We start from the raw sequence: 13,050 nt of genomic DNA, 5'->3' as shown, positions 1-13,050 counted from the left end.
TTTGCTTAAAAACAAAGTCGTTTTTTATTTCCAAAAGAATTTAACTAAAGATTTTAAATAAAGTTTTAATGGCAAAAGTAAGCGCTGCAAAACCGGAAATAAAAATTCCTGCAAAACCGAAAGATAACAGACCCGTTATATATTTTCTTTTAATTGCATTATCGTTTGTTCTTATCTATTTATGTAATCAGGTAAAATTCATTCAGGATGACTCGTACATCAGTTTCAGGTTTGTGAAAAATTTTGTTGAGGGTAAGGGATTGGTGTTTAATCCCGGCGAAAAAGTAGAAGGATATACAAATCTGCTTTGGGTTTTGATACTCAGCATTTTCTATGCAATGAAAATGAATATTGAAACCATCTCTCAGTACCTTAGTATGGGATTTGGAATCCTTGTGCTGTTCCAGACTTTTAAGATCTCTTCATTGGTGGAATTAAAAGATGGTTCAAAAAAAACGCAGCAGCAATCTTCATATCTTTTCAATTTTATTCCTGTTGCTTTGTTGGTGCTTACGGGAGCGTTTAATTTCTGGGCTATCAGCGGAATGGAAACATGTATGTTCATGGCATACGTTCTTGCGGGAATTTATTATTATATGAAGAATAAAAATTCCGATGCACCGAATTATATGTTTTCGCTTTTTATTTTTCTTGCCTCACTTACAAGACCGGAAGGTTTGTACTTCTTCGGCCTGATTATCATTCACAAAGTAATAGTTTCTATAAAAGTTAATAAGGCAGGATTTGTAAAAGATATCTTCTCAAAAGGTAATCTAATCACTTATGCAGTGTATGTAGTACCGACGTTGTTATTTATACTATGGAGATTAAGCTATTACGGATATCCGTTCCCGAATACTGCTTATGCTAAGACAGGATTTAACGCCGCATATATATCAGCCGGCTGGACATACTTCAAAAATTTCTTTGAAGCTTATATGGTTTACGGGGTAGTATTTGCATTACCGTTACTGCTCTTCCGTAAAAAAGAAAATTTCTTTGAAATTTCTCTGATGTACTTGTTGACCATTTCGTATTCAGTTTATATAATAATGGTTGGCGGAGACGTTCTGAAGCAGTTCAGATTTTTCCTGCCGGTACTTCCTTTCATATATATTTTATTTGCAAAATTTCTTGAAGATGTTTCGCTTCGTATGAAAGCAAAAGCTTCAACAGGATTAGCATTAGCTCTTGTTGTTTCTCTGGTAATTGGAATTTTCAATTATAATTCTCAAAAAGAAGCAATTAAAAAAGATGTTGAGACAGAAAACGGCTTGGTTGAAAAAATGAAACTTGCCGGAGCGTGGTTTAATAAAAAACAAACACAGCTAGGCAGACCGCTTGTCCTTGCTGCAACAACAATAGGAGCAGTATCGTATTTCTCAGATGTGATAGTTATTGATATGCTGGGATTAACTGATGAAACCATTGCCCATAAACCTTTACAGATACCTGAAGTATCCGCTTTGCCATTAAACTGGAAGGAACGTAAATATAATGCAGAGTATGTTTTATCGCGTAAACCGGATTATATTTATTTCTCTACAGGTATAAAGCCAAGCGCATTTGCTGAAATTGCTCTGCTCACCTATGACGGCTTCTTAAATAATTATTATGCATATCCATTCAGTGTTAAAGAATCAGGATACAGTGATGTAGTCTATAAGAGAAAATCCGATAATGATATTGCAAATGTAAAAACATTCGCAGCAAACCCTAAATACGATAAAAAATTCGTCGGTGATTTTGTTTACGGTATGAACATACTGCGAAGCAAAAAGCAGGATGCAATAGATGCATTCAAGAGAGCTATTGATAAAGCTCCTCTGAATTTTGGTGCTGCTTATCAGAACCTTGGAGATATATATTTGCAGAATGGAAACAAAGATGAAGCGTTCAATAATTATCTAAAGGCAATCGAAGCTGACAGCTTCAATGTGAATGCTTTAACATCTTTATACTCGTTATATATGCAAAAGAACGATGCAGAAAATGCTAATAAGATGCTTGAGAAGTTAAGTATAATTGCTCCGGAAATGAAGTAACCCCTAATTTTGCTCTATGAAGATTTTAATAAATGCGCTTTCCGGTAACGGTGATGCATTGATGTTTTCTCCCTCTTTAAGATTACTGAAGGAGAAAATTCCGGATGCTCAGATAGATATGCTTGTGATGTTTAAGTCCGTTAAAGAAATGTATGAGCATAGCCCGTTTCTTAATAACATTTACCACGTAAATTTTTTAAAACAGTCAAAGTTCAAATCAGTTAAAGAACTTTTCACTCTTCGTAAAAATAATTATGACGTTTCAATAAACGTTTATCCTTCCAATCGGACTGAATATAATCTTGTAAATAGTTTTCTCGGAGCAAAAAAAAGACTGGGGCATCACTACACTCATTCCGATGTACTCAGGCTTGAAAATCTTAATAACGTTACTGCCGATGAAATACCGAACAGGCATAATGTTCTCCAGAATTTTGACTTAGTGAAAACAATAATATCAGCAGATGAAAAAGAAGTTAAAGGACTCGAAATTTTTTTAAGCGAAGATGATAAAAGAAAATCCGAACAATGGTTAAAAGAGAATGAATTAGCGGGTAAAACACTTGTCGGGTTTCATGCAGGTTCGGCTGTTTTAAAAAATCATATCCACAAAAGATGGGATAAGAAAAAATTTGCCGAGCTTGGAAGATTGCTCAGAGAAAAATATAGTGCAAAGATTTTACTGTTCGGAAATGAATTTGATCTGAATCTTGAAATCGATGAGATGCTTGACGGGCAGGGAGTGCTTGCTTCTACTTCCAACTATATGGACTCCATGGCACGTATGAGATTTTGTAATTTGTTTGTCTCAAACGATTCTGCCTTCCTTCACAGCGCAGCTGCATTTAAAATTCCAACTGTGGGAATATTCGGATATACTAACGCTCAGGAGCTTTTCCCATGGGGAACAAGACATTTGATTGTAAGAATTGAACTCGATTGCAGCCCTTGCTTTTACAACTCGCCTAAACCTGTACAATGCTTATGGACAGGAAAAGATGAATATAAATGCATGAAGTTAATTACAGTGGAAGATGTATTTGAAGCCTGCAGAATATTACTTGAGAAAACTACATTACCAATACAGAATTAATAACGATAAATTAAACTGCTTTTTGTTAATTGTTAAATGCTAATTGTTAATTGTTAATTGCTAATTGCTAATTTATAAAATCCCACACAATTGTAAATCTCGAAATCACATTTCCTAAACCGCCTCTGTCATCCGCAGGAAACATAAAGGTATCATAGTAGAAACTGTTAAAAATATTCGCGAGCGTAAAGTTTACATTAGCGTGACCGATTCTTGCCCCTATATATAAATCAGCGATGAATTTATTGTTGCTGGGTTTTGAGATTTCGTATAAATTTGTAAAAGAACCATAACCGTAAAATCTATCCCAAAGAGTTTCAGGATAATAAATACTGTAATACTGGAAGTTCGAAATAAATTTTAAGTTTACTCCTATTTTTAAGTCTAATTTATTTTTAAATAATTTATCTGAGTAAGAAATATCGTTTTTAGAAAAAAATGGTAATGAACCGGAAAAACTATTTACCTTAAAATTATTTTCGGACTTTAAAGTAAACTTAGATACACCTGTGATTAGATTAAATTTTACAGATGAGTAAAAATTTGAACTGTTAAAAGCAACTAAAGAAGTAATGTTTTCCAATTTAAAATCAATCCCGGCTTCATAATTATTATAATAAAGTTTGTCATAAATAATATCAGGGTCGAAGTTATCGTTGAATCTAAACACTACGTGGTTTGCACCTGCAAAAATGCCTAAATTGAAATTATTTCTATTGATTAATTTAAGTTTCCCTTCTCCTCCATAACTGAAATTAGGCTCTGTAGAATTACTCAGGTTCTTTTCTTCCTTTGCCATTGCTGAGAGAAGAATCTTATTAAGATAGTAATCAATCTTTCCTGAAAGAAATCCTATACCAATATTATATTCTGAAGTATTTCTGTTAAGACTATCTGTTTGAAGATTTATATCATAGTTATCATTGTAGTAATTATTTAACAATGTAAACTCTACCGATTGGTTGTCGGAAAAAACGAAACGTTTATTAAATGTGAGATTTAAACCTAATCTTTGCGTGTTATATTTGTCGTCAACATGAAATGATGATGCCAGTGGTGTAAAAGGGAAATCTTTCCCTCCAAAACTTCTATAATAATGTGTATAATAAAGTTGAGCAGTAGCAAGCGAATTATTGCCGAAAATTCTTGAATATGCTGAAAGGGAAGCATTATAATTTCTATTCTCTTCTCTTCCTGTCGGGTCAACAACAGAAGCTTTAGGATCACGTAAACTGTCTATCACAGATTGACTGCTTAAATCTCTCCCTAAAAAAACTAATCCGTTGTTTAAGCCCCGTGAGATTTTAGAATAATCAAAATCAAGTTTGAAGTTCCACTTTGCAGAAGGGAACCAGCTCATTCTTCCGTTTGCTCTCCATGCGCTGAAATCAGAATTTGTATATAAACCATCGCCTGAATGATTATTTGCTCTGATTAAAAAATTAAATTTATTGGAAAAAGGAATTGTAAAAGAAACATCTGCAAACAATGAACCTGAACGGTCCTGTGAATATCTCAGCTGGGAAAAAGGTTTCGGTTCAAACTTATCTTTAGTAATAATGTTTATTGCTTTACCATATGAATTAACTCCGTAGATAAACGAACTGGTGTTTGAAACAACTTCAATTTTTTCAATCTCATTTATTGAAATTAGTTCAGGGTCAAATATTCCGAAAAGACTATTGTTAAGCTGTATACCGTCTCTAAAAAATCCTATTTCATTATCATTAAAATTATTAAAACTTATTCTGTTATATTGCCCAAGTCCTTTGTTGTTCACAAAAAATCCTGACTTCTCATTCAATACTTCGGATACATTGCGTTTATCGTTCCAGATAAAATCATTATAAGGAATCGTATCTGACTCAGATGAAAACTGAACTGTATTTTTTATTTTAAGAGAATCGAATGTTGAATGACTATGAAGTGAATCGGATTGTGAAAAACAAACAGAGTATTGTAAAAAACTCAGCAGGAATAAAAAACTTAAACGGTATGTAGTCGAAAGTTTAATGATAGATATAGATTAAATATCATAATAATATTTAATCTGAAAAGTCTTTACAATGATAAAAGAATTTGAAAAATCTATGAAGCAGGGGAGTCTTCCGCACCGGAAATATCTTTCCTGTGCTTTATTATTTTTGCGTCTACTAAAAATATAACATCTTCGGCTACATTAGTTGAGTGGTCTGCAAGTCTTTCAATATTTCTTAATAAAGTAATAGCATGCGAGCACGGCTTTATCAGATCTTTATTCTCCGACATCTCATGAATGAGTCTGTCAAAAATATCTTCGTAAGCTTTATCAATAATTCTATCAAGCTTTATTATTTCCGAAGCCATCTCTGCATCATTATTTACAAATGAATCTATCGCGCCTTTAACAATTGACTGCACTTTTTTTGACATCTCAGGAAGCTCAATTCTTTCAAGCAGCTCTTTATATCCTATGAAATTCATTGTTCGCTCTGCAATATTTACAGCAATATCTCCCATGCGTTCTAAATCATTATTGATATTCATTGCAGACATAATCAGTCTTAAGTCTATTGCCACAGGCTGAGTAAGCGCAAAAATTCTCTGGCACTGTTTATCTATCTTTACATCGTATTTATCTACCTTGTCATCGCGCTCGATTACAATATTTGCAAGCTCAAGGTTTTGCTCATAGAGTGCCTTGAAAGCAAGGTCAATCTGCTCTTCAACTAAGCTTCCCATTTTTATAATTCTGGTGCGGAGCTGGTCTAACTCTTCTTCTAAATACTGATACATAATAGATTTTTTAAAATATAAAAATATTTTTTATAAATTATAATTGCATTAACCGAACTTCCCGGTAATATATCTTTGTGTCCTCTCATCTTCCGGTTTTGTAAACATTTTTCTTGTTGAACTAAACTCAACTAATTCTCCCGATAAAAAAAATGCGCACTTATCGCTTACTCTTGCTGCCTGCTGTAAATTATGTGTTACAATTATAATTGTGATGTTGTTCTTTAACTCAAAAATTAATTCCTCTATCTTCGCAGTTGCAATCGGGTCAAGCGCAGATGCAGGTTCATCCATTAAAATAATCTCCGGGTTTACTGCAAGCGCGCGCGCAATGCAAACTCTTTGCTGCTGTCCTCCTGAAAGTCCAATTGCTGATTCATGTAACCTGTCCTTCACCTCATTCCACAGCGCAGCTTTTATACAGCTCGTCTCAACTATTTCATCCAGCTCGCTTTTTTTTGTAACGCCGTTTATTCTGGGACCGTATGCAATGTTATCATAAATTGATTTCGGAAACGGATTTGATTTTTGAAAAACCATCCCGACTTTTTTTCTAAGCGCTACAACGTCAACTTCTTTGCTATAAATATCTTCGCCGTCAATTTCAATCTTACCTTCTATTCTGCATGAGTCAATCAAATCATTCATACGGTTCAGCGTTCTGAGGAATGTAGATTTCCCGCAGCCCGATGGTCCCATAAGAGCAGTGACTTTGTTTGGTTCCAATCCTAAGGAAATCTTCTTCAGCGCTTGAACATTTCCGTAAAACAGATCTAAATTTTCTACGTGAATTTTAATGGGTTTCAAAACTTAATTAAGATTGAATTTTACTAAAGATAAGTATATTGAAAGCAAAGTATATATTAATAAATTGTAAATTATTATATCTGTTATACAATAAGTCCGTCATTCATTCGTATTACTCTGTCGCATCGCTGCGCAAACTCTTCGTTGTGAGTTACAATAATAAATGACTGCTTGAATTTATTTCTAAGATTAAAAATCAGATTCATAACTGCCTCTGCATTTTGTGTATCAAGATTTCCTGTCGGCTCATCTGCTAAAATCAAATCAGGTGAATTTATCAGTGCTCTTGCAATTGCAATTCTCTGGGCTTCACCTCCTGAAATTTCATTTGGTCTGTGATTTTTTCTATCTTCAATGCCTACCTCCTTTAACAATTCTGCAGCTTTTGCTCTGTCCTCTTTTCCTGCTACCATTGAAGGTATCATAACATTTTCTATAGCAGTAAACTCAGGGAGCAAATGATGAAACTGAAATATAAAACCTATCTTGCTGTTTCTGAACTTTGAAAGTTCCTTTTCTTTCATTGCATATACATCGGTTCCGTCAAAAAATATTTTACCAGAATCAGGCGTATCAAGTGTGCCAATCAGATGAAGCAAAGTACTTTTTCCTGCGCCGGATTTCCCAACTATGGCTACAATTTCCTCTCTGTTGATCTGAAGATTGATACCCTTCAGCACTTCAAGATTTTTTTCTTTGCTTATTTTGTAAGCTTTTTTAATTTCCCTAATATCTAATAATAATTTCTTTTCCATAATTGAATTTAAATTACTCCCATCTGATTGAATCAACAGGTTTCAGTGAAGAAGCTCTCTTTGAAGGATAAAGTGATGCAAGAAAACATAAAACAAATGCCGCAAGAGGTACATAAATAAAGTCCTGCAGAGTTAATACAACAGGCATAGCATCTATTTTGTAAATTGAAGGGTCAAGTCTGTAAAATTTAAAATATAACTGTCCCAATGTAACAGCAAGTCCCAGCAAGCTTCCGCTTATCATACCTATCAAACCCACTGAAATTCCTTCATATAAAAATATTTTCATTATCATGTTATCACTTGCGCCCATTGCTTTTAATACTCCTATGTCCCGCTTCTTTTCTATAACAGTCATTGTGAGTGAACCGAGAATGTTAAAAGATGCAACGGCAATGATTATACTCAGAATTATAAATGCAACAATTCTTTCTAGTTTCAGGATGGAGTAAAAATCACTGTGCAGATCATACCAGGTCATTACGTTAAAATTTTTGCCGAGCAGACTCATCAGTCTTGTTTTCTCTTTTTCTGAATCATTTATATCTGCAAGCCGCATTTCAATTCCGTTAACCTTATCCCCTAAATCAAAAAGATATTGAGAATTTTCAATAGATATATAGGCATACTTTAAATTATAATCTTTATCATCGGCATCAAAAATTCCTCTCACTATAAATTTTTTAGTTTTGGGTTCAACAAATTGCGTAACTGATGATTCAAGTCCCACGGGACTAAGAAGTGTAAGCGTGTCACCAATATGATTGACACGCATCTGGTCAGCAAGTGTAAGACCTATCACAATTCCACCATAGTCACCTTCATCTTCAAGATTAAACTCTCCAAGCCATTTAAGATTTTTAATACCCGATACATCGCTGATCTTATTCTGGTCAGTTCCTTTTATAAATAAAACTTTATTGTACTTCGCGTTGGTCAGCATACCCTTGTTTAAAGTATAAGGGGCTACTGCTTTAATTCCTTCACCGGTAAGTTTTTCAATCGTTGTATTGTAGTCAGCAAGCTTGTTTGAATCAGCTGCTTCAATTCTTATGTGAGGGTCAAAATTTACAAGATTATCAGTAACTCTTTTTTGAAATCCATTAAACACGGAGAGAACAATTATGATAGCTGCTACTCCGATAGTTACACCGAGCACTGAGATAAGGGAAATAATAGTTATAAAACTAAATTTCTTTTTTGAAAATAAATACCGCTTTGCTATAAAAAAGGAAAGATTCAATTGGTCTGGTTGTTATTCGTCAAAAATAATTACTGATTCATTATACTGCCTTACTTTATTATCGTCTATCTTTGCAGTTATCTCTTTTAAAAATGCTTCGTTCTTTTTTTCCAGGTTGCCCACTTCTTTCAAATGTTTGACCAGATATCTTACATGCAGAACTCTGTTGTGAATTAAATGTCTTGTAATACCTGCGGGTACACGCAGATTATTCTTTGCAATTTTTACAATGTGTGATTTCTGAAATCTCGGGTAAACAAAGAGAACACCTTTTTTACGAGTGAATTTTCTTAGCTCTGTTATTTTTATTTCGCTTTCCGAACGGTCGAAACTATACTTCGTGAAGTACAATTCTCCTATGGCCGAAAGCTGCTGCAGACATTTTTTAAAATTTTTGCTTAAGTCAATTAAGATAGTATCGGTCCCGGCTGTATCCGTAACTAAGATATGATGGAAATTCTTATCTAAAATTTTCTTTCCCGCTGAATAAGCAATGTGTTTAAAACTGATTCTGTTCTTCCTGCAAAACTCTTTTACTTCTTCCAAACGTAAATCATATACTAGGTGGTTCCATACATCAAGCACAGTCTTATGCGACTTGTAATTTATTATCTGAGCAATGATTAGCTTGCAGCCGAGTGATTTAATCGAACTATATCTGTTCGCGCCGTCGAGAAGTATTAATTCATTATCATACTTGCCGACAATAATAGGATTGTTCAGATATTTTGCTTCTGAAATCCTGTCGAAGACTCTCGTTCTTCTGACAGCTTCAGTTGCTTCGTGAAGTTTAATATCACTCAGCTTAAGAACTTTGAGTTCAAAATAATTCTGGAAATAATTAATCATTAAGCTTTATCCGGTTTTCCTTTCCTGAACTCAATTAAGCCCCTGTTATCTAAAATTACTTCAACAATGTCTCCCGGGAGAAAATCTGCATTCAGTATTTTTTCAGAGAGAACGTTTGTAATATGTTTTTGAATTGTTCGTTTCAATGGTCTTGCGCCGAAAGTAATATCAAAGCCTAACTTACCCAGCCAGTCCATCACATCTGCATCAATTTTCAGTGTCATCTGATTTCTTGCAAGTTTTTCTTCAAGCTGCTTTAATTGCAGATTTACAATTTTTCTTATATCACCTTCAGTAAGAGGCTTGAACAAAATTATTTCATCAATGCGGTTTAAAAACTCGGGGCGGATTGTCTGCCTTAATAACTCAAGCATGCTTACACGCAGCTCTCCCATTATTACATCTTTGTTTTCATCATTAATAGTCTGCAATCTTTCCTGTATCAAATGTGCTCCAAGATTCGAAGTCATTATAATAATTGTATTCTTGAAGTTAACAGTTCTGCCCTGTGAGTCAGTCAATCTACCTTCATCAAGCACCTGCAATAAAATATTAAATACATCGGGGTGCGCTTTCTCAATTTCATCGAGAAGTAAAACGCAGTAAGGTCTTCTTCTCACTGCTTCTGTAAGCTGTCCGCCTTCTTCATAACCTACGTATCCGGGAGGCGCGCCGATTAATCGCGAGACTGAAAATTTTTCCATGTACTCGCTCATATCAATCCGCACCATTGCCTTTTCATCATCGAATAAAAACTCGGCAAGCGCTCTTGCAAGTTCAGTCTTACCTACGCCTGTAGTACCAAGAAATATAAATGAACCGATTGGTCTGTTCTCATCCTGTAAGCCTGCACGTGAGCGTCGGATGGCATTTGAAACTGCAACCACTGCCTCATCCTGTCCAATAACTCGCTGCTCAAGATTCTGCTCCATTGTAAGCAGCTTCTGTCTTTCACTTTCAAGCATTCGTGTAACAGGAATGCCCGTCCACTTTGAAACTATCTCTGCAATATCTTCTGCATCAACTTCTTCCTTCAGCATTTTGTTTGTCTTCTGAAGCTCGGCAAGTTCAGCAGTATTTTTTTCTATAACTTTATTGAGGTCAAGCAGTTTGCCGTAACGTATCTCAGCTACTTTTGCAAGGTTGCCCTCGCGTTCCTGCTTATCCGCTTCTGCTTTTAAGTTTTCAATTTCTTCTTTTGAAGAGCGGATTGTTTTTATTAAGTTTTTCTCAAGATTCCAGTGAGCAATTAACGAATTTCTCTGTTCTGTAAGTTCGGAAATTTCTTTATCCACCTCCTGGAGCCTGAGTTCTGTGGGATTTATTTTCTTTTCTTTAGCCATATATACTCCATAAAAAATTTTTGTTGAAATTAATTAAATCCAATGGTTAATTCTATTCAATTAATGAGTGATTTCAATCACTGATTGCGCTGATTTTAAATGATTTTTATGATTCATTTCAACTACATAGTCTCATTAATAATCATTAATAATCATACCAATTTGTGTTCCTTACTCATATCCATTCCATTCAAAAAATCTATTGCCTTCATTCTTTTTTTGCCTTCAAGCTGCAGCTCAAGTATCTCAAGGATGTAATCTTTCGTATTCACAAATAATTTTTTCTCTTCCTTCACTAATGTACCTGCATCTGAATTTGATTTCATTTCTGTTTTCAATGTCCTGTATATCTTAAATATCTTTCCATCCAGAGTTGAAAATGCCGTGGGATGCGGTGAGAGTCCTCTTATAAAATTATGAATTTCCTCAGATGACTTTCTCCAGTTAATCTTACAATCTTCTTTAAAAATTTTTGGGGCAGGGGAGGAGTGCTCGTCTCTCTGCTCCATGATTTTCACTTCGCCTTTCTCAATTTCTATTACTGTTTCCAGAACTAAATCAGCGCCGATTGCTGAAAGCTTATCATAAACTTCTCCGAAAGTATCATTCTCACTTATATCAATCTTCGACTGTAAAATTATGTTTCCCGTATCTACTTTTTCTTTTAAGAAAAATGTTGTTACTCCCGTTTCCTTATCACCGTTAATTATTGCCCAGTTAATCGGTGCAGCGCCTCTGTACTTCGGCAGCAGTGAGCCGTGCAGATTAAATATTCCGTACTTCGGAATATCAAATATTACTGCAGGTAAAACTCTGAATGCAACCACAATAATCAAATCAGGCTGAAGCTCTCTCAATTCATTCAGAAAATTTTCGTCTCTTAACTTAACAGGCTGCAGCACTTTCAAATTATTATCCAGTGCATATTGCTTAACTTCTGAAATTCCCAGTTTCTGGCCTCTGCCTTTAGGTTTATCGGGGACGGTTACGACGGATAAAATTTCGTGACCGTTCTTTATTAATATATCCAGTGAGGGAACTGCAAACTGCGGAGTTCCCATAAATATTATTTTCAAATTATTCCTCTTTAAATAAAAATAAATAAAAAAATAAACCTGACGTTCAGTTAAGACCGTCAGGTTCAAATTAAAAATTTTATATAAATGTATTCAGTTATTTAATCAGGGACATCTTCTTTACATCAGTAAAGTTTCCTGTGGTAAGTCTATAGAAATAAACTCCGCTTGAAAGATTTAATTCGGATGTATTAAATTGTACTGAGTACTCTCCCTTCTGAACATTTTGATTAACAAGTGTTGCAACTTCATTCCCGATTATATCATATACTTTCAATGATGTGAATCCGCTTACAGGAATATTAAACTTAATATTTGTAGTCGGGTTGAACGGATTAGGATAATTTTGCGAAAGATTAAATCCTTCAGGAGTTCCGTTATTGTTTGAAATACCTATTAGTGGAAAATTCTCTCCATGATAATATGTTCCTGCATTGCCAAAAGCTGCGTAAACTATGCCGCCAATAGATGAAGAAGATACTTTTGCACCCATTACATCAGGAGCGACATCACTTGAAGCATTAGCAGTGTAATTAATCGGACCTGCAAATCTTGTAAAGCCTATTGAAACATCAGTGGATGAAGCGTATTTAACGGTATCTCTTGTGCCGCCTTTACTTAGATAAGAAACTCTGAAAATATTATCAGCCGGATTTATATTAAGCATCGGGAAAACAGTTGCGTTAGACTGGTTTACAAGAAATGGATAACTTGTAGTATTAAAACCTGGTCCTCCCGGAGTGGTATAATTATATCCGATAGTTTCTATTCCGCTTTGTACTGAAGTAAACGTGCAGACTATCTGTCCTGTTGCCCTGTTTACTGCAAGCTGCGATGCATATTCAGGAGCGGATGAATTTGCAGGGTTTACCTGAGCCCAGGCTCCTACGCCGAAACTTGCAAGCGAGATTTTACGAACTCTTAAATTTGCATTTGTAAGGGTTAAATTATTTGCAAGAATAACATAAACAGAGTCACCAGACGGATATGTCACATAATCTATATCTAAATCATAATCGTTAAAAGTATTTCTTGCAATTGCATAAGTCCATGATGTTCCCCAG

11 protein-coding genes are annotated in these 13,050 nt (G+C 34.8%); 2 read left to right on the top strand and 9 right to left on the bottom strand.

The annotated features are described in order from the left end of the window. Window positions 1-68 precede the first annotated feature (68 nt). Both JST55_02230 and JST55_02225 read left to right on the top strand, forming a co-directional pair. Window positions 69-2,045 (top strand): hypothetical protein, encoded by a 1,977-nt coding sequence (locus JST55_02230; GenBank protein MBS1492297.1) that lies wholly within the window; start codon window positions 69-71, stop codon window positions 2,043-2,045. 16 nt (window positions 2,046-2,061) lie between these two features. Beyond that, window positions 2,062-3,138 carry a glycosyltransferase family 9 protein gene (locus JST55_02225; GenBank protein ID MBS1492296.1) on the top strand — a complete coding sequence of 359 codons (1,077 nt, stop codon included), beginning with the start codon at window positions 2,062-2,064 and terminating at the stop codon, window positions 3,136-3,138. Between the two features lie 67 nt (window positions 3,139-3,205). Here the strand turns inward: JST55_02225 and JST55_02220 are convergent, their stop codons facing one another. The 9 genes from JST55_02220 to JST55_02180 form a co-directional block, all read right to left on the bottom strand. Continuing rightward, window positions 3,206-4,942: a TonB-dependent receptor plug domain-containing protein gene (locus JST55_02220; protein MBS1492295.1), complete on the bottom strand. Its 1,737-nt coding sequence runs from the start codon at window positions 4,940-4,942 to the stop codon at window positions 3,206-3,208. A gap of 284 nt (window positions 4,943-5,226) precedes the next feature. Then, a complete protein-coding gene (gene phoU, locus JST55_02215; GenBank protein ID MBS1492294.1) occupies window positions 5,227-5,913 on the bottom strand; it encodes a phosphate signaling complex protein PhoU in 687 nt (228 codons plus the stop codon). A gap of 48 nt (window positions 5,914-5,961) precedes the next feature. Next, window positions 5,962-6,720 (bottom strand): phosphate ABC transporter ATP-binding protein, encoded by a 759-nt coding sequence (locus JST55_02210; protein ID MBS1492293.1) that lies wholly within the window; start codon window positions 6,718-6,720, stop codon window positions 5,962-5,964. A gap of 83 nt (window positions 6,721-6,803) precedes the next feature. Further along, complete coding sequence (locus JST55_02205; GenBank protein ID MBS1492292.1) at window positions 6,804-7,475, bottom strand: ABC transporter ATP-binding protein; 672 nt, start codon at window positions 7,473-7,475, stop codon at window positions 6,804-6,806. Between the two features lie 13 nt (window positions 7,476-7,488). After that, window positions 7,489-8,718, bottom strand: a complete 1,230-nt coding sequence (locus tag JST55_02200) for an ABC transporter permease (protein ID MBS1492291.1) — start codon at window positions 8,716-8,718, stop codon at window positions 7,489-7,491. A 12-nt stretch (window positions 8,719-8,730) separates the two neighbouring features. Next, window positions 8,731-9,567 carry a hypothetical protein gene (locus tag JST55_02195; protein MBS1492290.1) on the bottom strand — a complete coding sequence of 279 codons (837 nt, stop codon included), beginning with the start codon at window positions 9,565-9,567 and terminating at the stop codon, window positions 8,731-8,733. Then, window positions 9,567-10,910, bottom strand: coding sequence for an AAA family ATPase (locus JST55_02190; GenBank protein ID MBS1492289.1), 1,344 nt, complete (start codon window positions 10,908-10,910; stop codon window positions 9,567-9,569). Before JST55_02190 ends, JST55_02195 begins: the two co-directional genes overlap by 1 nt. A 152-nt stretch (window positions 10,911-11,062) precedes the next feature. Further along, a complete protein-coding gene (locus JST55_02185; GenBank protein ID MBS1492288.1) occupies window positions 11,063-11,971 on the bottom strand; it encodes a methionyl-tRNA formyltransferase in 909 nt (302 codons plus the stop codon). Window positions 11,972-12,083: 112 nt separating this feature from the next. Continuing rightward, on the bottom strand, window positions 12,084-12,653 hold the full coding sequence (locus tag JST55_02180) for a T9SS type A sorting domain-containing protein (protein MBS1492287.1): 570 nt from the start codon (window positions 12,651-12,653) through the stop codon (window positions 12,084-12,086). Window positions 12,654-13,050: the final 397 nt, after the last annotated feature.

Source organism: Bacteroidota bacterium (assembly GCA_018266835.1).
Taxonomy (GTDB): Bacteria; Bacteroidota; Ignavibacteria; order Tepidaquicellales; family Tepidaquicellaceae; genus JAFDZO01.
This window is presented reverse-complemented; position numbering and strand designations above follow the sequence as displayed.

Coding starts and splice junctions, on each gene's coding strand:
- JST55_02230 (MBS1492297.1), top strand. CDS start 69: ATGGCAAAAGTAAGCGCTGCAAAACCGGAAATAAAAATTCCTGCAAAA.
- JST55_02225 (MBS1492296.1), top strand. CDS start 2,062: ATGAAGATTTTAATAAATGCGCTTTCCGGTAACGGTGATGCATTGATG.
- phoU (MBS1492294.1), bottom strand. CDS start 5,913: ATGTATCAGTATTTAGAAGAAGAGTTAGACCAGCTCCGCACCAGAATT.
- JST55_02205 (MBS1492292.1), bottom strand. CDS start 7,475: ATGGAAAAGAAATTATTATTAGATATTAGGGAAATTAAAAAAGCTTAC.
- JST55_02195 (MBS1492290.1), bottom strand. CDS start 9,567: ATGATTAATTATTTCCAGAATTATTTTGAACTCAAAGTTCTTAAGCTG.
- JST55_02190 (MBS1492289.1), bottom strand. CDS start 10,910: ATGGCTAAAGAAAAGAAAATAAATCCCACAGAACTCAGGCTCCAGGAG.
- JST55_02185 (MBS1492288.1), bottom strand. CDS start 11,971: ATGGGAACTCCGCAGTTTGCAGTTCCCTCACTGGATATATTAATAAAG.
- JST55_02180 (MBS1492287.1), bottom strand. CDS start 12,653: ATGCTTAATATAAATCCGGCTGATAATATTTTCAGAGTTTCTTATCTA.